Source organism: Shewanella sp. 5_MG-2023, assembly GCF_030547465.1.
In the GTDB taxonomy this organism is placed as follows: Bacteria; Pseudomonadota; Gammaproteobacteria; order Enterobacterales; family Shewanellaceae; genus Shewanella.
The window spans coordinates 138,602-161,436 of the sequence record NZ_JAUORC010000007.1; the positions used below are offsets into that span (position 1 = coordinate 138,602).

A 22,835-nucleotide genomic window follows, 5' to 3' on the forward strand; every position below is an offset into this window, starting at 1 on the left:
CTGCAATTAATAAAGGCTCAAAGCCACTATGCCAGCACTTAACAGCATCACTTTTTTCAGCCGCTTTGAAACAGACATTCTGTCAGGCGCTAAAACTATTACCTTACGCGATGACAGTGAATCCCACTTTATTGCAGGTGAAACGTTAACCGTATCCACCTTTGAGGAAGATAAATGGTTTTGCGACATCAAGGTTATTTCCGTTAATACAGTGCCATTTACACAATTAACCGACTTGCATGCGCAGCAAGAAAATATGCCCTTGGCAGTATTAAAAGCCTTAATACAGGAAGTGTATCCGGGTATTGAACAGCTTTATGAAATCAAATTTAAGGTCGTAACCCCTTAAATAAGCACATAACAAAGGAATGTAACATTGCACTATCTAACACTAATATTTTTATGGCCTATTTATTTAGTACAGGCTATTTGGGTAAAAAAAACCACCATAAAATTACCAGAGCCAAGCGGCAAGCGCGTTAATGCCTCATGCCGTTCGCCACAATTGTCGCTACTGATCCTAGGTGACTCTGCTGCAGCGGGAGTTGGGGTAAGCCACCAGCAACAAGCACTGGCGGGAAACATGGTTAAGCGGCTCTCTAATGATTATCAGCTCAATTGGCAACTGGTGGCCCAAAGTGGCTATAGCACCCAAAACTGCCTCAATAAAGTCAAACTCATGACCCATCAAAATCAGCTAACAAAAGCAGATGTTATTGTTATCTCTCTGGGCGTAAATGATGTGCTGAGTCCAATATCGGCAAAAACATGGATATTACAATTAAGTGAGTTGTGCGCATTGATCACATCAAAGTTAGGTGGAACACAAATTATCATTACTAATGTGCCTCCAATGGATCGATTTCCAGCGTTACCACAGCCTTTTAGGTGGTTTTTAGGCGCAAGAAGCCGAGAGTTCAACTTAGCTCTTTCTAATTGGGTTCAAACAAGCTCACTGCCATGCGAACAACTTAATATGGAATTGACGTTAGCTGATGCGCCAATGGCCATTGATGGGTTTCATCCAAGTGAGGTTATTTATGCCCACTGGGGACAACAAGCATGCGACATGATTAAGGTGAAAGCGTAAGCCAGACTTCAACCACACCCCTTCAAAATAACTTTAAGAAATGAAATTGATATAGCCAAATTGCAAACACAAAAAAGCCCCAACTAATGTTGAGGCTTTTTCGCACCATACTCTTTAATACTAAGTCGTATGTAAGCGCTTTATAGAAGAATAATGGTACCCGAGGCCAGACTTGAACTGGCACGCCCTATCTTAAAACGACGAGGGATTTTTTAGTAAAATCATTCATTCCAACAAATTTCAGATACAAAAAAGCCCCAACTTACATTGAGGCTTTTTTGTACCATACACCTTAATACTAAGTCGTATGTAAATGATGGTACCCGAGGCCAGACTTGAACTGGCACGCCTATTAAGCGAGGGATTTTAAATCCCTTGTGTCTACCGATTCCACCACTCGGGCATAAGTGTTGTTTTAATTGTTAATATAACAACTAAACAAAATTTGTGGAGGCGCGACCCGGAGTCGAACCGAGGTCGACGGATTTGCAATCCGCAGCATAGCCATTCTGCCATCGCGCCGATATAAACATGATTTGGAGCGACATATCGGGTTCGAACCGATGACCTATACCTTGGCAAGGTATCGCTCTACCAACTGAGCTAATGTCGCGTAAATCATTTGTTTATCTTTTCAAATAAACCTGATGTCTTGTAGCTAAAACCTTTTGGTTATAAGCCGAAGCATCCTTGTCTACGGGGGTGCATTCTACCGATTTCAGTGTCGGTGTCAATTGCTGTTTTCAACAAAATTAACTGAGTGAACACTAAGTAAACGTATTGAAGTTTTATTGCGCTACTCAGCCGTTAAGTCTTTCCATGCTGCAGAAATATAGCTCATCATCGACCAGAAAGTCAGCACTGCAGCAATATAAAACAAGCCATAAGCCACATCGGTCAAAAATTCATTCGGCTGCCAGATCAAACCAACAATCGCCGCCATTTGCGCCGCCGTTTTGTATTTACCAATCCATGATACTGCGACAACACCGCGTTTACCGATTTCTGCCATCCATTCACGTAGCGCAGAAATCACAATTTCTCGGCCGATCATGAATAATGCCGCTAAGGTTAGATAAATATTATCATTTTGCTGCACTAGTAATACTAACGCCGTGGTCACCATTATTTTATCGGCAACCGGGTCAAGAAAAGCACCAAAGCGAGTCGACTGCTTTAATTTTCGCGCCGCATAACCGTCTAACGCATCAGTTACCGCAGCAAGCCAAAAGATAAATGCCGAAGCAAAAGGGGCCCACGAATAGGGAAGATAAAACACAACAACAAATACCGGCAATAAAACAAGCCGAAATAAAGTTAATGCTATAGGTAAATTAAAAGGCATGAACGAAACCAAATAGTCAGAAGCAGCGCCAATCTTGCCTTAATTTTATCCCCCTCGCAATGCATCATGGATTGTTTGTGCCATTTCTAGGCTAATTCCAGGAACTTTTGTTAATTCAGCGACACTTGCGCCCTTCACTTCTTGAATACCGCCCAAATGTTGTAACAATAGTTTGCGCCGTTTAGGCCCCACGCCAGCAATGGATTCTAGCGTCGATGTATTTCGGGTTTTCTGGCGCTTATTTCTATGGCCTGTAATTGCAAAGCGGTGGGACTCATCACGGATATGCAAAATTAAATGAAATGCTGGTGAATCACTGGGTAATTCAAAGGTATCTTCCGAGCCACCAAACACAAAGGTTTCAAGCCCTGCTTTACGACCTTCGCCTTTCGTTACCCCGATCAGTAAAGGCGCATTATCTAAATGCATACATTTTTCATCAACTATTTGCTGTGCAATACGTAACTGGCCTAAACCACCATCAATAAATACAATATCTGGCACCTTACCCTTGCTATCAATTTTATCAAATCGGCGACTTAAGGCTTGTTCCATGGCAGCATAGTCATCACCACCGGTAATGCCATTAATATTGTAGCGGCGATAATCGGACTTGTGAGGCCCCTCACGGTTAAACACCACACAAGAGGCAACGGTACTTTCGCCCATGGTATGGCTGATATCAAAACATTCCATCCGCTGGATTGGGTGACCTAGCTCTAATGCTTCTTCTAATAATTGAAAGCGCTGCTCAACGGTATTTTTGTGGGACAGGCGCGTATTAACCGCATTGGTGGCATTGGTTAGTGCTAGGCGTAAAAAGTTTGCTCGCTCACCTCTGACATGTGTTTTGATTTCAAACTTTCGTTCTAATGCCGCAGATATAGTTTGTTGTAATCTAGTTAGTTCTTCAAAGGAGTGACTTAATAATACTTCTTTAGGAATTGTGCGCTGGATGTCGGCATTTAAATAAAACTGCCCCATAAAAGAGACGAGTACTTCTTCAAGCTCAGTTTGTGCTGGCACGGTTGGATAATAGCTGCGACTGCCAAAGATTTTACCATCTCGAATAAATAATAAATGAAAACAAACGATACCTGATGCGTAATGTACCCCTATCACGTCCATATCGCCTTTGTGATTAGACACTTCTTGCTGCTCAGCCACTCGCCTTAGGGCGGTGATTTGATCGCGAAATTGCGCTGCATGTTCGTACTCTAGCTCATTGGCAGCCTTATCCATCTTCACCACTAGCTCACTGATCACTTGCTGATCTTTGCCTTTTAAAAACAGGCTGGCTAATTTCACTTGCTCGGAATATTCATCATCGCTTACGCGACCAACACAGGGTGCACTGCAGCGATCTAATTGATACTGCAAGCAAGGTCGAGAGCGCGACTTATAATAAAGATCATCACACTGACGAATAGGAAACAGCTTTTGCATCAGATGTAAGCTTTCTCTAACTGCACCGCCATTTGGATATGGGCCAAAATAATGGCCTTTTTCACGCTTAGGGCCACGGTGATAAGCAAGTCGTGGATGCTTATGGCCACTGAGCAAAATGTAAGGATAGGATTTGTCATCACGCAGCAATACATTGTATTTGGGCATGTATTGCTTGATGTAATCATTTTCGAGCAATAACGCATCGGTTTCACTGTGGGTCAGTGTGACATCAATATTGGCAATACGCGCCACTAATGCTTGAGTTTTTACATGGGGAATATTGGCTCTGAAATAAGATGATAAGCGCTTTTTAAGATCTTTTGCTTTACCAACATAAATGACTTCGCCCTTGTCATCGTACATCCGATAAACACCTGGCGAAGAAGAAACATTCTTGAGAAATAACTTTGGATTAAAACGAGATGGCATCAACTATCCTAAAATAGGTGTGAAATACCAGTTTGATTCAACACCTATTAACTAAAAAGAACTGGCATCAAGCATTTTGTAGCGAATCGCCAAACGGGTCAACTCTACATCACCACCAATATTCAACTTGGCAAATAAACGATAGCGATAACTGTTAACGGTTTTCGGGCTTAAATTGAGCTTTTCAGAAATGTCGTTGACTTTTTCACCATTGGTGATCATCAACATAATTTGAAGCTCACGTTCTGACAGGCTGCTAAAAGGGTTTTCGTCTGTTTGACTAAACTGACTCAAGGCCATTTGCTGGGCAATCTCTGGAGATAAATAACGTTGCCCCCGAGATACCTGCTGAATGGCTCTTAATACCTCAGGCTGTGTTGCCCCTTTGGTTAAATAACCAGAGGCGCCAGCTTGCATGACTTTGGTAGGAAAAGGGTCTTCAGTTTGTACGGTTAATACGATGATTTTAGCTTCAGGTTGATAACGTAAAATTTTACGGGTCGCTTCTAAACCGCCCATACCGGGCATGTTCATATCCATCAAAATAACATCAGCTTCATTTTGACGTGACCACTGCACGGCGGTTTCGCCATCCGGCGCTTCGCCAACCACTTTTATACCACGCTCATCTTCCAATAAACGTCGAATACCGGTTCTCACTAGCTCATGATCATCAACTAAATATACTGAAATCAACTTCAACCCACCTTAAGCGTATTCTTCCTGAATTTTTATCATATCCTTACCGTTGTAATTTAGCCTATTGAACGAGTATCGCAAAGCAATATTAACCACAATAATGGCATAATTGTTCACTCCTTATGCAACCACTAACAACTAGCCCCTGTTGGCGGTTAATTATTAGACTGTTGCGATATACAAATATAACAACCAACAAAAAACCGTAGCATTTGCCTACTACGGCTTTTAATTTTTTGTGCTTCAAGTCATTAGAAAAAATTAGTCTTCACTATTTTCCATGAAATCATCAGAAAAATCGGTTTCCCAATACTTATAACCTTGTACGGTTGCCTGAGCTGCGGCGCCCATTAAGTTAACTTGATAGGTTTTTACACCTGTTACATCAACTGATTGGTTAGCTGAAGCTTGATCGCCACTGTCTTCATATTTAGCGCTCGCTTCTGCTTGAGCTTGGCCTTCATAGCCTGACTCTTTAAAACGTGTCATAGCATTATTATTCATAAATGCTTGCACGAATGCCATTTGCTTCCAGCCAATGCCAGCACCGACGCCTCCGGTTGCAAAACGGTAATAGGAGTTTTGGCCTTTAGAGGTGAGTACGCAAACACCGCCACCGGTTGATAATGCAAATAAGTAACTATTGCTGCCAGTGCACACGACATATCCCACAGAGCTCGCTACCGCAGCTTTAGCTTCATTGTGCTCAGCATAAATTTCTTGCAATGCGGCTTGGGTTTCTTTGCGGGCATTGGCTTTTTTAGCCTCTGGTGTATCACCTGTAGCACAGCCGGTTAACAGTGCTGGAAGCATAACCGCAGTCAGCAGCATTTTTTTACTGAAAAGCGTATTAGACATTGATATTTCCTCTGTTGAACAAGTATTGCGATATGTATTTAGCCATAGCAATTATCGAGTGTATTTAATGACGGCATTTAACGGCACATCAAGAATATGAGCCGCTTATATTCGGATCATACTCGCTATTCATCGTTTAAAATCACAAATGGCTTATTTAGCCAATAACTGCTTGTGAATCCAACAATAACTGACGATAACAGCACCTAATTCATAGCAAAATTTTAACAAACACCCCCAACACCTCAACTTTTATTGCATGCTTTTAAACTGCTACTATGTATCGCTTTCATTAAATTTAGCCTTTATTTCAAGAATTTGATCTAATTTTTCAACAAAAAGTGGCACAAGCTGCGGATCAAAGTGTGTTCCAGCTTCTTTTTTAAGTAATTCAAGCGCCTTTTCAACGGGCCAGGCTTCCTTATAAGGACGCTTACTGGTGAGTGCATCAAACACATCTGCCACTGCCACAATACGGCCATAAAGCGGTATATCCTCTCCGCTTAAACCATTGGGGTAGCCACTGCCGTCCCACTTTTCGTGATGGGTTAAGGCTATAGTTTGCGCAACATCCATTAATTCAGAGTCTTGCTCGCCTAAAATTTCAGCGCCGATTTCACAGTGCTTTTTCATTTGTTCAAATTCGTCAAAATCTAATTTGTCGGTTTTTTTTAAGATGGCATCCGATATGCCGATTTTACCCACATCATGCATGGGGGCGGCGTGCATTAATAGCTCGGCATCGTCTTCGCTTAGCCCTGCTGCAAGGGCCAATATATGGGTGTAATAACTCATACGGATAACATGCATGCCGGTTTCGTTATCTTTATATTCAGCAGCGCGCCCAAGGCGGCGGATCACGTTCAATTGATTTTGGGAAATTTCAGCTGTTTTTTGCCTTACCTGTAAGGCCAACAAGCGGCTTTGACTGGTTAAGGCTAACTGGGTTTGCACTCGCCTTAATACTATCGGTGGATTAAAGGGTTTAGTGATGTAATCTGCAGCCCCTAACTCGAGCCCTTTTAATTCATCTGCCGCAGATATTTTTGCGGTAACAAATATAATCGGAATGTGCTGGGTGCGTTTATCTTGTTTCAATTGCCTGCAAACTTCAAAACCGTCAATACCGGGCATCATAATGTCGAGCAAAATGAGGTCTAATGTCATTGCCTTAGCAATTTTTAACGCGAGTTTGCCGTTCTTGGCAATTTTAATCTGATAGTCAGATTTTAATACACCGGCCAACACATCGATATTTTCAGCGGTATCATCGACCACTAAAATGGTTTGCCTTTCCATTTGAACTCCTATTAAACGCAAAAATTTTTAGTGAATAAGCCTCAATTACATGGCTGTTACTTTCTCAAGCATTTGGTTGGCAATTTCGAGACCACGATCCAACTCGTATTCCGACAATTGATAATCAAGCTGTTGATACTCATGTATTAATGGTTTTAAGTTTAAGCATTGTCCGTGGCTAATAAAATACTCTGTGGCTTCCATATCAAAATTCGATAGCATTGAAATGAGGACTTCTAAGGTTTCAATTGCTAATGACTTATTCAAAGTTTGATTTTCTAATGCAGTTTGGGCGAAATCAGCACCTATTGGTTGTAGCTTTGATAATTGCAATGGCTCTGATATTTGTAGTCGCTTAGGCAATAGCCGTTCAATGTCATGACATACTCCTTGTAACTCTATTGATAGTTTTGTAAAAACCCGCTCATAGTGTGCTTCAGATAGACTATCAAGCGTTTGTTCAAACTTTGCTGCCAATGTGGCAAGCATTTGTGCGCCAATGCTGCCAGCAACCCCTTTTAAGGTATGTACCAACCGCTGAGTCAGTTCGGTATCATTATCTATAACAGCTTGTTCAACATACTGCGGAAAAGCTTTTTGCCCTCGGATAAATCTTACTAATAATTTGTGATACAAGCTTATATCACCTTGAATTCGGCTCAAGCCTAGGGCTACGTCAATATGATCACAGGCAATTGAATTGAGGTTTAGGGCAAACTTAACGACATCGGCATCTGTCGTTTCTATTGCCGATTTCGCTGGCTTAGTAGTGTTAGTGGCAACCGTTGGGCTTATCCATTTGGCCATAGTGATAAACATCGACTCAACGTCAATAGGTTTAGAGATATGATCATTCATCCCAGCGGCTAACGCTTTTTCACGGTCACCAGCCATGGCATTCGCTGTCATGGCAATAATGGGCAAGTGTTGAAATTGTGGCTGCAGCCTGAGTAACGAGGTCGCAGTGTAGCCATCCATCACCGGCATCTGGCAGTCCATTAACACCCCATCAAAATCTTGCTGCGCTAAACACTCAATGGCTTGTTGACCATTCTCAGCCAAAACAGTATCAATTTGCTTATTAATTAATAACTCTTCAATTAACTCTTGGTTGAGATCATTATCTTCAACAACAAGCACCTTTGCTCCTACCAAAGAGGTGATCGCCTTATCGAATGGGCTTTGAACCTTAGTTCGAGGATCTGCTAAAGATTTCCCAGACACTAATGAAGATAGGCTTTGGGTTAATGTTGTTAACGTAATAGGTTTAGTTAAAATATGGTCGATGTGAACAGACATTACACTCATGAGTAGCTCTTCTCTACCAAAAGCGGTAATCATGATGAGTTTAGGTTTAAGCTCGGGCGCAAGCTCGCCAATAAACTTAGCTACATCAACACCGTCAACCCCTGGCATTTGCCAATCGATTAAAGCAAAATCTGGCTTATTACCTGCCGCAATATATTGTATAGCCTCACGGCCACTGGCAACGGCTACTACTTGTAAACCTATTGAGCCCAATAGGTTAGTCAGTATCGAGCGAGCGATATCATTATCATCAGCCAGCAACACTGATTGCCCATCAAAGCGACGTTTTTCCAAGGTATCGAGAGTCACTGACGTTGAACGACTTAACTCAAAAGGACAATACAAACTAAACGTACTTCCCTGCTCAAGCTCACTTGTTACCGTTATGCTGCCCTGCATTAATTCGGCTAAATTCTTACAAATGGCTAAACCTAAGCCTGTGCCGCCGTATTTTCGGGTAGTTGAAGCATCAGCTTGGGAAAAGGCTTTAAACAATCTTGATTGTTGTTCTTGACTCATTCCGATACCGGAATCTGTTACTGAAAAGCGAATGAAAGCCTGTTGGCTGGTTAACCTTTCGAGTTTGACTGCAATAATAATATTGCCACGTTCAGTAAACTTTACCGCGTTATTGGCGAGGTTAATGAGCACTTGCCCTAGGCGAAGTGGGTCTCCTAATAGGTTTTTAGGGATAGTATTATCAATATCAAATAGCAGCTCTAAACCTTTATCTGCGACCTTGATCCCAATGAGGTTATTAACATTGTTTAACACTGCTTCGATATCTAATTCGATATGTTCTAAAGCTAGCTTACCCGCTTCAATTTTAGAAAAATCGAGAATGTCATTAATAATCCCTAATAAGGATTGTGCCGAGCGATGGGTTTTTTCAATATAATTGCGTTGCTGAGGGGTCAGCTGGGTGTCTAATGCTAAATGGGACATGCCAATTATGGCATTCATCGGTGTACGAATTTCATGACTCATATTGGCTAAGAAATCACTTTTTGCTTGATTTGCACTATCAGCGGCTGAAATAGCGGCGGCAAGTTTAGTTTGTAATGCTCGCGCTTCATTAATGTTGATATGAACCCCACTGATCCGATCGGGAACCCCATGCTTATCAAAAGAGTAAGGTTGTCCAACGCTTAAAATCCAATCGTAACTGCCGTCTTTTCTGCGCATTCTCAGTTCATGGCGAAGAATTTTATTGTCACTTGCAGCCAATGCTTGTTGCGGATTGGAGATCAAGTTTTGCTCATCGGGGTGGACTAAATCAATAAAGGTTTGCGCGCCATTGATTAATGGCGACCACTTGTCATCCTCTTGACATAAATCAGTTGGTTCATAACCTAGCATCTTTGAATACATGCGGTTAACCACGACTTGTTGCTCATTAGGATAAAAGTCCCACATTCCCATTTGCGCACTTTCTGAGGCCACTTCTAACTTTTCTTCTGATGCGAGTAACCGATTGGCAGCAATTTTTTGTTCGGTAATATCAAACACAATGCCATCAAAAAAACCTGACATGTTATTGCCATTACCGTCAAACTGAGCATTCATTTGTAAATAGCGTAGCTCACCTGAGCGATTAATAATTCTAAACTCCGCGACAATTTTATCTTGCGCTTTGATGGTTTGTTCAACCATGACTTTTAAATGCTCTATATCATTTTCAAAAGCAATATCAGCAAGTCTTCTAACTGGATGTTCACCGATAAAGTCTGCCATTTTATAGCCAGTTATTGGTTCTATGTTGGGGCTAATATACTGTAAATGGTAATGGTTTATGTCAAAATTAGTGACTTTATATCTAAATACTGCGCCTTGAATATTCTCAACCAATGTTTGATATTGATGTTGATTTTGTTGCATCTCAGCACGGACAGTTTCTTGCTCATTAATATCTAATAGAGATAAACGGATTTCACTAAATTCACCCGCAACATCGGTTTCAACACGGGTCGATAATGAAACAATTAAGGTATGACCTGAATGATTAACAAGCTCTACACGTGCATCAGACGTATCAATGCCTTGCAACGCTTGGCTAAAGATTTGTTCGCCTTTAGCGTGCTTAGTGGCGAGTACGTCATGCCAAGTTAACGACGAGAAGTCTTTGCGGTCATAACCAGTAATCTGTGCAAATTGTTTATTGTGTTTAGTGAAGCGGCCTTGAAGATCTAATGTGGCATAAGCTACAGCAGAGTTTTCATATAAATCCCATAAGCGCTCTTCACGCTCTTGTAAATCTTGGGTTCGTATTGAAATAGTTTTTTCTAACCTTTCATTATCAGCTTTAAAGCGCCGATGTACATGACGACTTAGCCACCAACCACCAAATGTCAGAAGCAAGCAAGAAATGGCAATAATACCAATCAGCATCACGACAATATTTCGAAAAAATAAATAGTTTCGGCTGGCTTCTTCAAGGGTCATTTCCGTCACAATACCAAAACCGTAGCGCTCATCCCATTTCCAGACACCGATAACATATTGCCCCAAGTAATTACGATAAGGCTGATAACTATAACCATCGTGTTTAAGGCTAATTTCTTTTGCTGCTAGGGTTAACGCTCCCTTGCCCCGACGGCCGTTAGCAGGTTGCTTTTCTGATAATAATCTCTGCGGATTAGTCACAGTCAAATTAAGTACTGATACCTGACCTGCTTTTAATAAACCCAGTGACACCAAGTCATTTTCATAGCGACTGTGAGACAGCATTCTTCCTTGGGCATCGACAAAGTATGATTCACCAGTGTCACCCACCGCGCCACTTTGAGTCAGCTTGGCAAATTCAATGTAAGGGTCAATACGAAGTGACAAAATGCCACTGATACTGCCATCATCTTGAGTAATGGGGCTTAAGGCAAACATGGTGAGTGTTTCAGCTTGCTTCAACCCAAATGGGTTTGATAACGCCACTTCTGATGGCATAGGTGGAGTAATGACAATATTACCGGCCAAGACTTGATTAAATAGCATCGGATACTGTTGTTTAACGATATTGATTTGACCTAAATTGCTGTCACGACTTGAAGATATATTGACTCCATCAACTGAGATAACAAAAAATCCTAAGGTGCCAAAGGCCTGACTATAACGCCCGTAAGCTTCGCGAGACCAAAGCACATGTTGATTTCCGACAAGTGGCGCTTTTTTCGAGTCTAACTTAGCTAACATTGTAGTGCGCTTAAGTAATAAAGGATTTGTAGCCACTGCACTCACTCGGTTTTGCCAGCCCAAAAACCAAGATGCCAAGGCTGCATCAGTGGTTTTAGACACCGACTCCAAGGCTAAGCCACTTTTTTGCAAGTCATGCTTATAAGCAACATTCAAACTAATTGCAGCGATAGATGAGATGAGCAGTAAGAAAGAAACAATGATGAGGCTAAAGTAAATCCTATTTTTATCGCCTTCAAAATAGCGGGCAATATCATGATTAACTTGCGCCTTTAGACGCCAAAAACACCAACCTAGTAATAGCAATAACCCAACAATGACGAGGCTTAATAATAGATTCATGTTTATTGTTCCCCATACTGTTGTGCGAGACGGTTGACCTTGAATATCACGTCGCAATGAGTGCTTTTTGAGTAATAGTTAGTTGCGTAATCTCTCAGCTTTATTGCAGTTATCGCTATAAATATTGCGTACAGTTGATGATAAGTCACTCCAGGTTATTTCGGTTCGTGGTTGGACATTTTGGCTCCAACTAAACTGGCAACAATGATCGCCATATAAAACTGACCTGTAATCGCTTCAGAAAAAGCGAAAAAACGCGCCATTGGCACTGCTGGTGATATTTCACCATAACCGACTGTAGTCAAAGTGATGTAACTGTAATAAATCACAGTCGTTAAATTATCGGTCCAATTTTGGGCTTCAATACCATTGAAAGCCACACCAAAAATCTCAATCAGCAATAGATAAATAAATGCCCAAATAAGCCCTAGTAACAGAAATATACAAATAGATCCGATAATTTGATTAGTTGAAATAACCCCGCTAAACAAGACCTGCTTAGCGGCGCGCCAGGTGGCCAAAATAAAAAAAGTTAAAATGGTAAATAGCGCGATAATATCAAGGTTCAACAATTCAAAAACTGAGCCGATACTGGCTACCACTAAGATAGTAAACATCACCCCGAAACTTGAGCGAAACCAGTGTTTATTCGCGCCTAATCCAATCACTGAAATAGACAAACTCATCACAGTTGTCGAAACAACAATGAGCTGGCCCTGTTCAAAAAACTGTTCCACAAAAGCTGAACTTAACAGCACTAACACCAACGACCCCAGTAGGTAGCTGAAGTTATCTTCTTCAGACATAGGTTTAACCATTGCAACAACTACCCTTGTGAGTTCTCTGAGTTCGGTAACACTTCATCACCATCAACTTCAGCCGTTTCAACCACTAGCCATGCTGAAAATAATTTATAACTTAAAGCTAAAATCACCGCGCCAACAAACAAGCCAACAATACCCGAGAGGATCATCCCACCGATAGCACCTAACAAAATCACCAACATAGGTATATCAACGCCACGGCCCATCAACATCGGTTTTAAAAATGCATCACTGGCACTCACTAAAATGCTCCAAATCATAAAAATAATCGCGGTGGTTGATGATTCAACAGAAAAGACATACGCAATAATAGGACCTAAAACCAAAATCGGTGGCAATTGAATAATCGCGAGTATTAGCACCAGTAACATCCAAATCCCGGTTCCTGGCACCCCGACTAAAGCAAGCCCAACACCTGCTAATATTGATTGAATAAAGGCTACCCCAATCACCCCCTGAACCACACTTCTGACGGTTGCAACGGCCAATTCAGAAAACTCTTCACCATGTTTGCCAGCTAGCCTGACTGAGACTTTATGGAACATTTGGCTTGAGCCAGATGCTTTACCCATAAACACCCCTGCGATAATGATTGAAATTAAAAATTGCAAAATTGTCATACCAAAACTACCAAAAGCACTGGCAGCCTTAGTCGAAAAGCTTTTTATTTCATCGGCATAGGTTTTTACCACATGCTCGAGATCTGCAGAGACGTCTGACCAGAATTCATATAGTTTCTCACCAACAATCGGGAGTTCAGCTACAGAGCTTTTCGGCGCGGGGATAACTAAAGTGCCGTCATGTATTTCTGCGACAAAGTCCTGCGTGCTTGAAACTATCGCACCTGAAAATAAGTAGGTAGGTACCAATAATATGGCTAAGGCCAGCAAGGTAATTAACAGGCTAGATTTACTCACCGACAATCGCAACTTGCTACTGATAAATAACACCACTGGATACAGTGCAATGGCGATAATACCGCCCCATAAAATGGGCATAATGAAAGGCTGAATAATCTTAAAACACCATATGACCATGATAAAAATCAGGGCTATTTTAATCGCGGCATCCACTGCCGCATGAGTAAACTCTTTCGAGCTTGATATTGGTTTATCACTCATAACTTATCTATCCCTAATTAAATGCTGTTGCGTTTTAAAATTAAACCTTAGTTAATGTATTAACACCTTTATGAACATCGAACTTATTGCAGTGAAAAGCCATCACAACAATAGGTTATTTTTCAATAAACCTAGTATTGATAAACGAGAAAATTTGATTTCCGCCATTAAATCAAAACTTAGCGTTCAATAAAATATAGCCTAGCGGCTACAATAAAACCGCCTAATCATGATTAGTTTGTAAGAACTTCCAATTTCTGGTTTCTAAAAAAAATGAAGCCACAACCATATAAACACCGACAATAAATAACTGCGCAATACGAATATAGAAGTTGGTTGCGACATCGGCATCTGTTGACGAAGCCGTCGAGCCGACAACCACTAGCAAGGCTGAAAATATCCCCGCAAAAATAGGCGCTTTAGCAGGATCATCATAAATTTTTTGTGCAAAAAATAACGCAGCTATCATAGTGAGCCCGATATAAAACGCTAACTCAGGCACGACAACTAACATGTTATAAAAAATAATCGCCAGCACACCACCTATGCCATTAGTGAGTAATAAAAACAAACTCACTTTAACGCTCTTAGTGCCGGCCGTTTGCAAAGATAAAATTGCAATAAATATCATGGTCAGTAATGCGCCGGTCACCTCAAATAAAAAGAAAAAGGTGATCACCGGAAATGAAATAATTAATGCCCTAACTGACTCGTAAAGCCGCTCGTCATTAGATAATTCTGACTCAGAATGAGTTTCTTTTTCTGGTGCTAAATCAGGCAACAAAATATGCAATAAAGTAAAAATGATGACCGCCACCACGCCTGAAAAGCTTAAGCCGACACCAAAAAAAATCGCCGCACCTGGATGTAAAACCCCTAAATAGGGTAATACTAATGTCGAGACAATTAATATAGTGGCGAAAAAATTCCACTTGGGATCAGAAAACAGGTAATAGGCCCATAGCATCATTAATGCGAGTAATGGCAACAGTACAAATGGATATTGAACCGGCCCAAAACTCACCATCCAAGCAATGGCAATAGTGACCACCATTGAAATAAGCAATTCGTAAATGGTTTGCACTGTCGGCACCACTCTATCAACTAAAAACTTAGCGACAAACACCGGTAGTATAAAAGCTAATTGCCAATCAAACACCGCAGCTATGGCCACTGCAATGCCTATCCCCAAAGTGAAGCGTAATACTCGACGGGTAAATATCGCCTCAGCAAATTGAGCATTAATGGCTTTAAAGGCTAGCTCGCTATCTGACATAGGAGAACCAGCTAACGACTCGGATCCAAAACTTACCAAATAAGTTCATCAGTGAACTTTCTTCGGTATACACCATGACATCCGCTTGACCGCCGACACGTCGCAACCCTTTAGCCTCTTCGTCATCAAAATGAATGGTTACAGGAAATCGTTGAGACTGCCTTAACCAACCTGTTTGGCCTGTTGTTTGAGCCAGCTTTCCCGTTTGTTCACTTTGTCCCCAATCAACACCATAATCGATATAGGCTACTTTCCCAGTAAAAACCTCACCCGGAGCATAATCCAGTGCAAACTCGACTTTATCGCCCGCTTGCATATTGCCTAAGCTATTTTCTCTAAAGTTCGCTTCAATCCACACATCTTCAGATGAAATAAAGGTCATTACCGGTTGACCAGCGTTAGCATAAAAACCTTCTTTTAAACGAAAGTTTGATGCCACGCCATCGGTGGGCGCTTTAATTTCGGTGCGTGCCAGGTTAAGTTCAGCTTGCTCTAAGGCCAATAACGCTGATTTTACCGCGGTATTGTTTTCACCTTCTGAGCCCAACCTTTCTTCTGCTTTGGCTAAATCTGCTTTAGCACTAGCGACACCCGCTTCTGCGCTAGCAAGTTCCGCTCTAGCATTGTCGGCATCAGCCTCTGACATCACCTGCTGCTCAACCATGGTAAAAATACGCTTAGATTGTACTTTTGCATTAGTAAAGTTTGCCTCCGCATTAACAACCTTTGCTTTTGCAGCGGTGACATTAGCGGTTAAAGCTCCCATATTTTGCCCAGCCTGCGTCACATTTTGCTCAGCGGTAAATAATGCAATCTCATAATCTCTTGGGTTAATTCTCGCAAGCACCTGCCCTTTACGGATCAAGGTATTTGGCGTGGTTAAAATTTCAATTACCTCCCCTGAGACTTGCGGGGTAATGGGGACCACAAAACCGCGAACTCGACCTAAATCAGTTGAAGGAATATAACGATCAGCAATAAGATGGAATACAAACAAAAAAGCGACCACTATCAGTATGATATTGGTCGCTTTTCTTATTTTCTGATTTTTGGACTTATCCGCTGCGCCATTAGCAACATGAATGTCATCTGTAGGCGTTGATAAAACGGCTTGCTCCGGTGTATTTGCCGGTAATTCAGTGGATGAAATATCGTTATGCTTATCTGCCATACCCTTCCCTTGCATTGAAATCAATTGCATTACTTTTTTAAATTAACGGCTTGCATGAGCCAATAATGTTAATAAATAGTAGAGTTGTTACATTAACGTCAGTATAGGATTATTTTTGCTCAAAACTCAACACTCTAGCTCAATGAACAAGCAAGAAAGCTGTGTTTAAGCCCTTTACTTAAGTTATTGATTTAACATTTTGATTTTAACTAATGATTTGAACGGCCGTTTGAGAAGGCCCTTGCCGGGGGAATTGCATTAAATTGCGATGTATATTGTTACTATTACTACTTAAGAATCTATTTTAAATTAAGTGTATTCTTTAAAAGCTGCTTGGCTTTAATTGCCTAATATTAAAAAAGCAAAGCAAGTATAAAGATCAACTCAAAAGGCATTCCTACAGAATGAAAAATCCTAATTAGACAAATCAAGACCTTAATTTCACCACTAAAAATCTAACATCTGCAGCTGGTAATAATCTGCCCATTTTTCACGCCAGATAAAGGTTTAGAGCTTATAAATTAAGCCCTAGCCAAATTTTTAACTTTTTTGTATATCGCTCTTAATGGCTTAATTTTTGAAAATTGCATTCTAATCGTCTCAGCAAGGTATTTTTTATTTTTAAACCGCTTAAGACCATTAGGCGCAATCATTTGGTTTGTATCAACACAATAAACAAACTTGTTAGACCGATTAGCAATTTCAATTGCTTGCTGATAATCACTTTCGATAAATAACACATTTGGGCTACGCTTAAAGTAGTCTGCCTTATGGGAAAAATAATCTACTTGGGCCCGTCTTGCGGCTTTTGAAGGCAAATCTAACATTTCTAGTTTGTTATAATTAACGCCATGTTTTGCCAGCCATTGCTCAGTATGCGGTCGAAATTTTTCTAACCTATTAGTTATCAGCACATCAACTTTCATGGTTGGGATAAATCGAGGAGTCGCTTCAGCGAGAAACTGAATATATTTCTCCCCATCATCATTTTGTTCCTCAGTTGGATCCTGGCACAGGACACCATCAATATCGACACAAGCCTCAGTCACGATAGGATGATGAAATAAGTTCCATTCAAAAACCCGTGGAAAGTCCACATGCTCAAAAAAGATATCAACTTTGTCACTGACAAGCGCAGTGGTGTAAATCGCAGCTGTGGTCACCTTGCCTTGGAAGCTGCTAGGTATTTTGGCTAGCGCATCTATCATCGAACCACCAGTTAGAATGCTGTCATCGACAATTAAAATGTTGCTTGCTTCATGGGGGAAGTTTAAGGCTTTTTTGGCATCACGAGTAATGCCTTTACCTAACTTATCATTGCGAATAAAAGCAGGTAAATCGATACAGTTAGCATTGAGCAATAACGCCACCATATATGCAGGTACCATTCCACTTCTTGGAATACCTACAATTAAATCAAAGTCTTGTTGATTGATTTTGTGAATATTATTTTTAATATCATCACTCAAATCACAAAAGGACTTATAATTCATAGCAAACTCCAATGTTCATAGATTACAGCCTGATGCTTCAAAGCAGACGCTGTTAAGCTTAAATTCTACTAAATACTCATAGAGTATTGGTCCGTAGCCGCAACTACTATGCCGCCCAATACATACCGAATCATTAACCTATGTTGTTTGAGTAAAGTTCAGATTCGATCCCTCAAGACTCGACTCTAACTAATGAAATTTATTGAATTTAGCCATAACAGCAAGCTTTATCAATTGTAGCTTGGTCTAATAAAATACAAATAACCCTTTAACAGCCTAAATTAAAAATACGCCATAAAAATGACAGTTTTAAGTCTAAATCAGATTAGTAAATTATCAAATCTACAAATATCAACAAACAGGATAAACATCAACCTTGCCTGTAGCACTACACAGTTTCAGCCAATGAACAATTAAGCGGATAAAAAAAATGCCACAGATAAAAACAGATATTATCTCATATAATCAATAAGTAAGTGACTCATTCAAAAATAGACACACTATATATATATATTTTATTAAAGCAAATTAACGACTCAAGATGATAATTATTTCAACCATAAGTCGTAGCTAAGAGTTGAGTTCAATTCACTTCAATATGAGTAAATCGCGACAAGCTTCGAAATTACCAATTAAAGCTGATCTTAATCATAAAATTAATTAATTTCAGTTTTAAAATCTAACCTCTAGAACTTCTTATTTTTTATTGTCTATCTTGAGTTTTATTACCCTGTGGAACTTCAAATTGACTATCATGATTTTGTTTTTCAGAAACTGAAATTACTTCATATATATAACGTGCTAATGCCTCTTTTTCCACTCAATTACTATGTCATCGACCATACGAATTAAAACTGAAATACGCCAGCTAAGTATTCTTTATAGCGTTAACCCTGCATGAGTAGCTCATCACGATACTTCATGGCATCAGCCGAAGTAATATCGTTAACGCAAATAGCTTAGGTATCTTTTTGATGATCGATTTCCTATTTTGGGCAGCAACTCAACGAAGTGACGGGGTCTTTGCGCAAGCTGGTTAATAGATGCTGGTTAATAAGTAGTGGACTAAAACCTGATTTCTCTTTTGAGGTAACAAATGCTGCCAATGCATTATTCAAGCTCATAACTGGCAGTGGTTTGGCTACTGAGTAAGTTTCACTGTGTTGTGGCAGCTTAGTGTCTCTGATGGGGATACTAAAACTTGCTGGCTTTGTACTGATGGCCGACTTGTTTTTCTCAAACTCACTGCGAAGACTGTTAATCACTTCATCAACATAACGAATAAAGTCATTAATACAGATTTGATGATCTATGGCATTGATGATTTTTTTGAGTGTACTTGCTACATCGATATAGCGCCTATATTGCTAATATGGCTTCAGCAAAGCCTAGGGTTAACAAAGATACTTTTACATCAAAAGGAAAGCCTTTATCACGTAAATATGTGGCTAAACAGATACGTGTGAGGTACACGTTAATAGGAGCTCTGCTGATGCGAAAAGCAGGGATATTGACTGAGTCAATCCTCTCAAGGAAGATAAGTGACTATAAAACAGGCACTTCAAACACTAGACAATAAAGTAGTTTTGAATTGATAGTATTAATCTTCAATATTTTTAGTAAGTTAAACGAAAAAAGGCTCATCATTTCTGATGAGCCTTTCATCTTAAATATGGCGGAGAGATAGGGATTTGAACCCTAGATGGGCTACAAACCCATGCCGGTTTTCAAGACCGGTGCATTCGACCACTCTGCCATCTCTCCGAACGCCGAGAATAATATAAGTATCAGACCTCGTTGTAAACCGGAATTTATAAAAAAACATTCAAATGCTCATCAAATAAGCTTTTAAGACATTTTTCCACCTTTGTTGGCTCATTTGCTAATCAGGTGAGTAAAAATCACCTTCTACACCACTGGATTCCCTCACCTTTTCTATCAACAAACACGCTTTTAGCGATTACATTTTGTTTAAAGAATTACGCTAAACCCCAAATAAGAAGCAGCAATGGCCTTGAATATAGCAATCCAGTGTCATATTTTTCCAGCAAGCCCATAGATAATCCGCAAAGCATCGAACATTTCAATGATATGACGATAATATATGCTAAAATCGCTTTAACTATTTCTGATACTTAAAGCTATGACCACAACTTTAATTTCTATACCCAAACTTGCTCCTCAGTTTACGTTACCTCAATCTTTACCTTCTACTGCTTATCTAAGCCATTTATTGTTGGGACAAGAGCGTTGTTTAGATGCATTTAATTTAATGACTAAACTTGCACACCAACATTTATTTGTCGCTGATTTTGCGGGTATTGAGCGTGAACTGTTTATTAAAGCCCTTGTGAGTCAGGCTAATACGCCATCAGATTCCTTTTTGGTTGCGACTAAAAGCCAAGATGAAAATCACAATTTTAATTTCCGCTGGCAGGCTGAGTTACCGGCAGAGAATGTTGGCACTGTTGCGCATCAAAATACCCTTTACAGCTATGTTAGTGGCTCTATTCGCCGCGCTGATCTAGTCGGTAAAATGCATAAGACTGATAAGTCTAGCCAGTATAAAGCTGGCATTTTAGCCTCCAACCATTTCGTTTTTATTGATGCTAACTCTTTATGGAAACGTGAAGGCCTGTGGGATTTTGTCATGCAGATCCTCGAGCATAAACAATATAAAATTAGCAACGATATCGCGCCAATCCCACTCAATTGTAAAATTGTGCTAATGGGCTCAGCTAACTTGTTTACTCATTTAAGAACTGAAGACAGAGTTTTTTATAAAAACTTTCCACTGCTTGGCGAGGTTAACTCAGAAATTGATTTAACTAAATATAATGAAACTCAGTATCTGCAATGGCTAAATAGTTTAGCTGATGCCTATAACATTCAATTAGAGCCATCAAGCTTGATACCGCTATTTAATTACAGCGCCAAACTTACTGAGCATCAGCAACGCTTAAGTTTATCAATGCTGCAAATAGTTCCGGTACTGACTCAAGCTAAAGCATACTCTAATAGTGCTTCGCTCAATTCAACTGCCATAGCAAAAGCTCTTAGACAGTCAAAGTCACGCCATGACAGTTCTGAGGTTTATTCAGCACAAAACTTTGATGATAATTTCATTAATCTGCAAACGAGCGGTGAAATAATCGGCCAGATTAATGGCTTAACTGTGATTGACACTGATGATTCAAGTTATGGCGAGCCGGCAAGGATCACTACCTCTGTCCATTATGGTGACGGTGAAGTGATTGATATTGAGAGGAAATCAGAGTTGGGCGGTAATATTCATACTAAAGGTATGATGATCCTTTCAGCTTCCTTGTACCGTATTTTTGGTCGCGATGTACCTTTGCATTTAAATGCCAATATAGTGTTTGAGCAGTCTTATCAAGAGATTGATGGCGATAGTGCCTCTTTAGCTGAGTACTGCTGCTTAATGTCTGCCATTGCCGAGCAGCCGATTAACCAAGCATTTGCCATTACGGGCGCACTTGATCAATTCGGCGCGGTGCAAGCCATTGGTGGTGTGAATGAAAAGATCGAAGGCTTCTATCATTTATGTAAGCGACGTGGCTTAACAGGTGAGCACAGCGTTATTATTCCTAAATCGAATGTGCTACAACTAAACCTTGAAACCGAAGTTATTGAGGCCGTTGAAAAAGGCTTGTTTCATATTCATGCAATTGAGCATATGGATCAAGCTATCGATTTATTAATGAAAGCTCCAGCAGGGGTAAGAAACGAAGACAATGATTTTCCTGCTGAATCAATTTATGGCCAGGTCCAAACACGTTTAGAAAAAATGGCTGGCCACGATGATGAAGAGCTCGAATTAAGCTTTTTACAAAAAATATTAATGAAATTAAAGATATTATAGTGATCGGAGTTGTTTAGCTTACACGTGTTCGCTATCTTGTCAGCCTATTCGTAATAAAGTGGTAAATATTTAAATGAAAAGAGCTAACAGTTTCACTAAAAAAGAGCTGATCGCATGTGGTAATGGCAACCTTTTTGAGCCTAACTCACCACGTCTGCCTGTCGATAATATGTTGATGATAGATAGGATCACAACCATTAATGCTGACGGTGGTGAATATGGTAAAGGCGAAATAGTCGCTGAACTCGATATCACCCCTGATTTATGGTTTTTTGACTGCCACTTTAATGGCGATCCTGTGATGCCAGGTTGCTTAGGTTTAGATGCCATGTGGCAATTGGTTGGCTTTTATTTAGGCTGGGAAGGCGCAGAAGGTAAAGGGCGCGCACTTGGGGTTGGCGAAGTAAAGTTCACCGGGCAAGTATTACCGGAAGCGAAAAAAGTCACCTATAAGCTCACTTTAAAACGAAAGATTCACCGTAAGCTGGTTATGGGGATTGCTGATGCCACTATGGAAGTGGATGGCCGTGAGATTTACTCGGCTACTGATTTGAAAGTCGGTATTTTTAAGGATACCTCGACCTTTTAAGCATTTCACTGAATATGAATAGTAATCACTGTTAGCTAATGTTGCTTCGGGTTAACTTAGCTAAACGGCATTATTTTGCCCTCAATCAACCCCCTGAGGGCAAAGATATTAATATGATGCCTTTTCATTTATTTATTAAACAAACCACTCATACGTCCATCTACGCCTTCTCTCCAACCACCTAACCATTGAGATTTAGAATCTAAAGTTCCGTAAGGGCAAAGCTCCTTAGAGCGCCCTGCAATACCTGCTTGGAATCCCTTAGAAAAAGCTCTATCTAACTTATCTCTTTTTTGTCTTTTCATTAACACATCCTCATTTTGTTAATCAAGAAGCGTTCGCTTCAGCATTACAAATAGGTGAAATTTCACACAAGATCAATGCAAAAATATGACAAAATTATGTGTTTTTAATTAAAGTATTGAGATAAAAAGCAAAAAAAAATCGAGGAATAATCCTCGACTTTTAGTTCA

At 40.3% G+C, this 22,835-nt stretch carries 17 protein-coding genes and 4 tRNA genes; 4 read left to right on the plus strand and 17 right to left on the minus strand.

All coding sequences use genetic code 11. The features are described from left to right. Positions 1-28: 28 nt before the first annotated feature. Together yqfB and Q4557_RS05825 are read left to right on the plus strand one after the other, a co-directional pair. A complete protein-coding gene (gene yqfB / locus Q4557_RS05820; protein WP_102440275.1) occupies positions 29-349 on the plus strand; it encodes a N(4)-acetylcytidine aminohydrolase in 321 nt (106 codons plus the stop codon). A gap of 27 nt (positions 350-376) precedes the next feature. Further along, positions 377-1,090, plus strand: coding sequence for an SGNH/GDSL hydrolase family protein (locus tag Q4557_RS05825; RefSeq protein ID WP_303411316.1), 714 nt, complete (start codon positions 377-379; stop codon positions 1,088-1,090). A 317-nt stretch (positions 1,091-1,407) separates the two neighbouring features. Here Q4557_RS05825 and Q4557_RS05830 read toward each other — a convergent pair. The 16 genes from Q4557_RS05830 to Q4557_RS05905 form a co-directional block, all read right to left on the minus strand. Continuing rightward, positions 1,408-1,493, minus strand: a tRNA-Leu gene (locus Q4557_RS05830). A 45-nt stretch (positions 1,494-1,538) separates the two neighbouring features. Next, a tRNA-Cys gene (locus Q4557_RS05835) sits at positions 1,539-1,612 on the minus strand. A gap of 15 nt (positions 1,613-1,627) precedes the next feature. Next, positions 1,628-1,703: transfer RNA gene (locus tag Q4557_RS05840), tRNA-Gly, on the minus strand. 183 nt (positions 1,704-1,886) lie between these two features. Further along, positions 1,887-2,435, minus strand: a complete 549-nt coding sequence (pgsA, locus tag Q4557_RS05845; RefSeq protein WP_076539933.1) for a CDP-diacylglycerol--glycerol-3-phosphate 3-phosphatidyltransferase — start codon at positions 2,433-2,435, stop codon at positions 1,887-1,889. A 45-nt stretch (positions 2,436-2,480) separates the two neighbouring features. Continuing rightward, positions 2,481-4,313 (minus strand): excinuclease ABC subunit UvrC, encoded by a 1,833-nt coding sequence (gene uvrC, locus Q4557_RS05850; protein WP_303411318.1) that lies wholly within the window; start codon positions 4,311-4,313, stop codon positions 2,481-2,483. A 51-nt stretch (positions 4,314-4,364) separates the two neighbouring features. Then, positions 4,365-5,009 (minus strand): UvrY/SirA/GacA family response regulator transcription factor, encoded by a 645-nt coding sequence (gene uvrY / locus Q4557_RS05855; protein WP_102440278.1) that lies wholly within the window; start codon positions 5,007-5,009, stop codon positions 4,365-4,367. A gap of 264 nt (positions 5,010-5,273) precedes the next feature. Then, on the minus strand, positions 5,274-5,870 hold the full coding sequence (locus Q4557_RS05860) for a hypothetical protein (RefSeq protein WP_303411321.1): 597 nt from the start codon (positions 5,868-5,870) through the stop codon (positions 5,274-5,276). Between the two features lie 276 nt (positions 5,871-6,146). Further along, positions 6,147-7,169 carry a two-component system response regulator gene (locus Q4557_RS05865; protein WP_303411323.1) on the minus strand — a complete coding sequence of 341 codons (1,023 nt, stop codon included), beginning with the start codon at positions 7,167-7,169 and terminating at the stop codon, positions 6,147-6,149. A 45-nt stretch (positions 7,170-7,214) separates the two neighbouring features. Beyond that, positions 7,215-12,005: a response regulator gene (locus Q4557_RS05870; protein ID WP_303411325.1), complete on the minus strand. Its 4,791-nt coding sequence runs from the start codon at positions 12,003-12,005 to the stop codon at positions 7,215-7,217. Between the two features lie 155 nt (positions 12,006-12,160). Next, on the minus strand, positions 12,161-12,811 hold the full coding sequence (locus Q4557_RS05875; RefSeq protein ID WP_157936096.1) for an ion channel: 651 nt from the start codon (positions 12,809-12,811) through the stop codon (positions 12,161-12,163). Between the two features lie 20 nt (positions 12,812-12,831). Next, on the minus strand, positions 12,832-13,950 hold the full coding sequence (locus Q4557_RS05880) for an AI-2E family transporter (RefSeq protein ID WP_102440283.1): 1,119 nt from the start codon (positions 13,948-13,950) through the stop codon (positions 12,832-12,834). 223 nt (positions 13,951-14,173) lie between these two features. Next, on the minus strand, positions 14,174-15,226 hold the full coding sequence (locus Q4557_RS05885; RefSeq protein ID WP_303411329.1) for a DUF2955 domain-containing protein: 1,053 nt from the start codon (positions 15,224-15,226) through the stop codon (positions 14,174-14,176). After that, on the minus strand, positions 15,216-16,397 hold the full coding sequence (locus tag Q4557_RS05890; RefSeq protein ID WP_102476056.1) for an HlyD family secretion protein: 1,182 nt from the start codon (positions 16,395-16,397) through the stop codon (positions 15,216-15,218). Before Q4557_RS05890 ends, Q4557_RS05885 begins: the two co-directional genes overlap by 11 nt. A gap of 521 nt (positions 16,398-16,918) precedes the next feature. Further along, a complete protein-coding gene (locus Q4557_RS05895) occupies positions 16,919-17,890 on the minus strand; it encodes a phosphoribosyltransferase family protein (RefSeq protein WP_303411332.1) in 972 nt (323 codons plus the stop codon). Between the two features lie 986 nt (positions 17,891-18,876). Further along, a complete protein-coding gene (locus Q4557_RS05900; protein ID WP_303411334.1) occupies positions 18,877-19,155 on the minus strand; it encodes a hypothetical protein in 279 nt (92 codons plus the stop codon). Positions 19,156-19,563: 408 nt separating this feature from the next. Further along, positions 19,564-19,654: transfer RNA gene (locus tag Q4557_RS05905), tRNA-Ser, on the minus strand. A 379-nt stretch (positions 19,655-20,033) separates the two neighbouring features. On the opposite strand from Q4557_RS05905, the gene Q4557_RS05910 reads away from it, so the two are divergent. Then, positions 20,034-21,773 (plus strand): S16 family serine protease, encoded by a 1,740-nt coding sequence (locus Q4557_RS05910; RefSeq protein ID WP_303411336.1) that lies wholly within the window; start codon positions 20,034-20,036, stop codon positions 21,771-21,773. A gap of 73 nt (positions 21,774-21,846) precedes the next feature. Next, positions 21,847-22,362: a bifunctional 3-hydroxydecanoyl-ACP dehydratase/trans-2-decenoyl-ACP isomerase gene (fabA, locus tag Q4557_RS05915; protein ID WP_303411338.1), complete on the plus strand. Its 516-nt coding sequence runs from the start codon at positions 21,847-21,849 to the stop codon at positions 22,360-22,362. Between the two features lie 128 nt (positions 22,363-22,490). Here the strand turns inward: fabA and rmf are convergent, their stop codons facing one another. Continuing rightward, positions 22,491-22,667 (minus strand): ribosome modulation factor, encoded by a 177-nt coding sequence (rmf, locus tag Q4557_RS05920; protein ID WP_076539913.1) that lies wholly within the window; start codon positions 22,665-22,667, stop codon positions 22,491-22,493. Between the last annotated feature and the right edge of the window lie 168 nt (positions 22,668-22,835).

What these genes read in the sequence shown, in the direction of transcription:
- yqfB (WP_102440275.1), top strand. Translation starts at nt 29, where the DNA reads ATGCCAGCACTTAACAGCATCACTTTTTTCAGCCGCTTTGAAACAGAC.
- pgsA (WP_076539933.1), bottom strand. Translation starts at nt 2,435, where the DNA reads ATGCCTTTTAATTTACCTATAGCATTAACTTTATTTCGGCTTGTTTTA.
- uvrC (WP_303411318.1), bottom strand. Translation starts at nt 4,313, where the DNA reads ATGCCATCTCGTTTTAATCCAAAGTTATTTCTCAAGAATGTTTCTTCT.
- Q4557_RS05860 (WP_303411321.1), bottom strand. Translation starts at nt 5,870, where the DNA reads ATGTCTAATACGCTTTTCAGTAAAAAAATGCTGCTGACTGCGGTTATG.
- Q4557_RS05865 (WP_303411323.1), bottom strand. Translation starts at nt 7,169, where the DNA reads ATGGAAAGGCAAACCATTTTAGTGGTCGATGATACCGCTGAAAATATC.
- Q4557_RS05870 (WP_303411325.1), bottom strand. Translation starts at nt 12,005, where the DNA reads ATGAATCTATTATTAAGCCTCGTCATTGTTGGGTTATTGCTATTACTA.
- Q4557_RS05875 (WP_157936096.1), bottom strand. Translation starts at nt 12,811, where the DNA reads ATGTCTGAAGAAGATAACTTCAGCTACCTACTGGGGTCGTTGGTGTTA.
- Q4557_RS05880 (WP_102440283.1), bottom strand. Translation starts at nt 13,950, where the DNA reads ATGAGTGATAAACCAATATCAAGCTCGAAAGAGTTTACTCATGCGGCA.
- Q4557_RS05885 (WP_303411329.1), bottom strand. Translation starts at nt 15,226, where the DNA reads ATGTCAGATAGCGAGCTAGCCTTTAAAGCCATTAATGCTCAATTTGCT.
- Q4557_RS05890 (WP_102476056.1), bottom strand. Translation starts at nt 16,397, where the DNA reads ATGGCAGATAAGCATAACGATATTTCATCCACTGAATTACCGGCAAAT.
- Q4557_RS05895 (WP_303411332.1), bottom strand. Translation starts at nt 17,890, where the DNA reads ATGAATTATAAGTCCTTTTGTGATTTGAGTGATGATATTAAAAATAAT.
- Q4557_RS05910 (WP_303411336.1), top strand. Translation starts at nt 20,034, where the DNA reads ATGACCACAACTTTAATTTCTATACCCAAACTTGCTCCTCAGTTTACG.
- fabA (WP_303411338.1), top strand. Translation starts at nt 21,847, where the DNA reads ATGAAAAGAGCTAACAGTTTCACTAAAAAAGAGCTGATCGCATGTGGT.
- rmf (WP_076539913.1), bottom strand. Translation starts at nt 22,667, where the DNA reads ATGAAAAGACAAAAAAGAGATAAGTTAGATAGAGCTTTTTCTAAGGGA.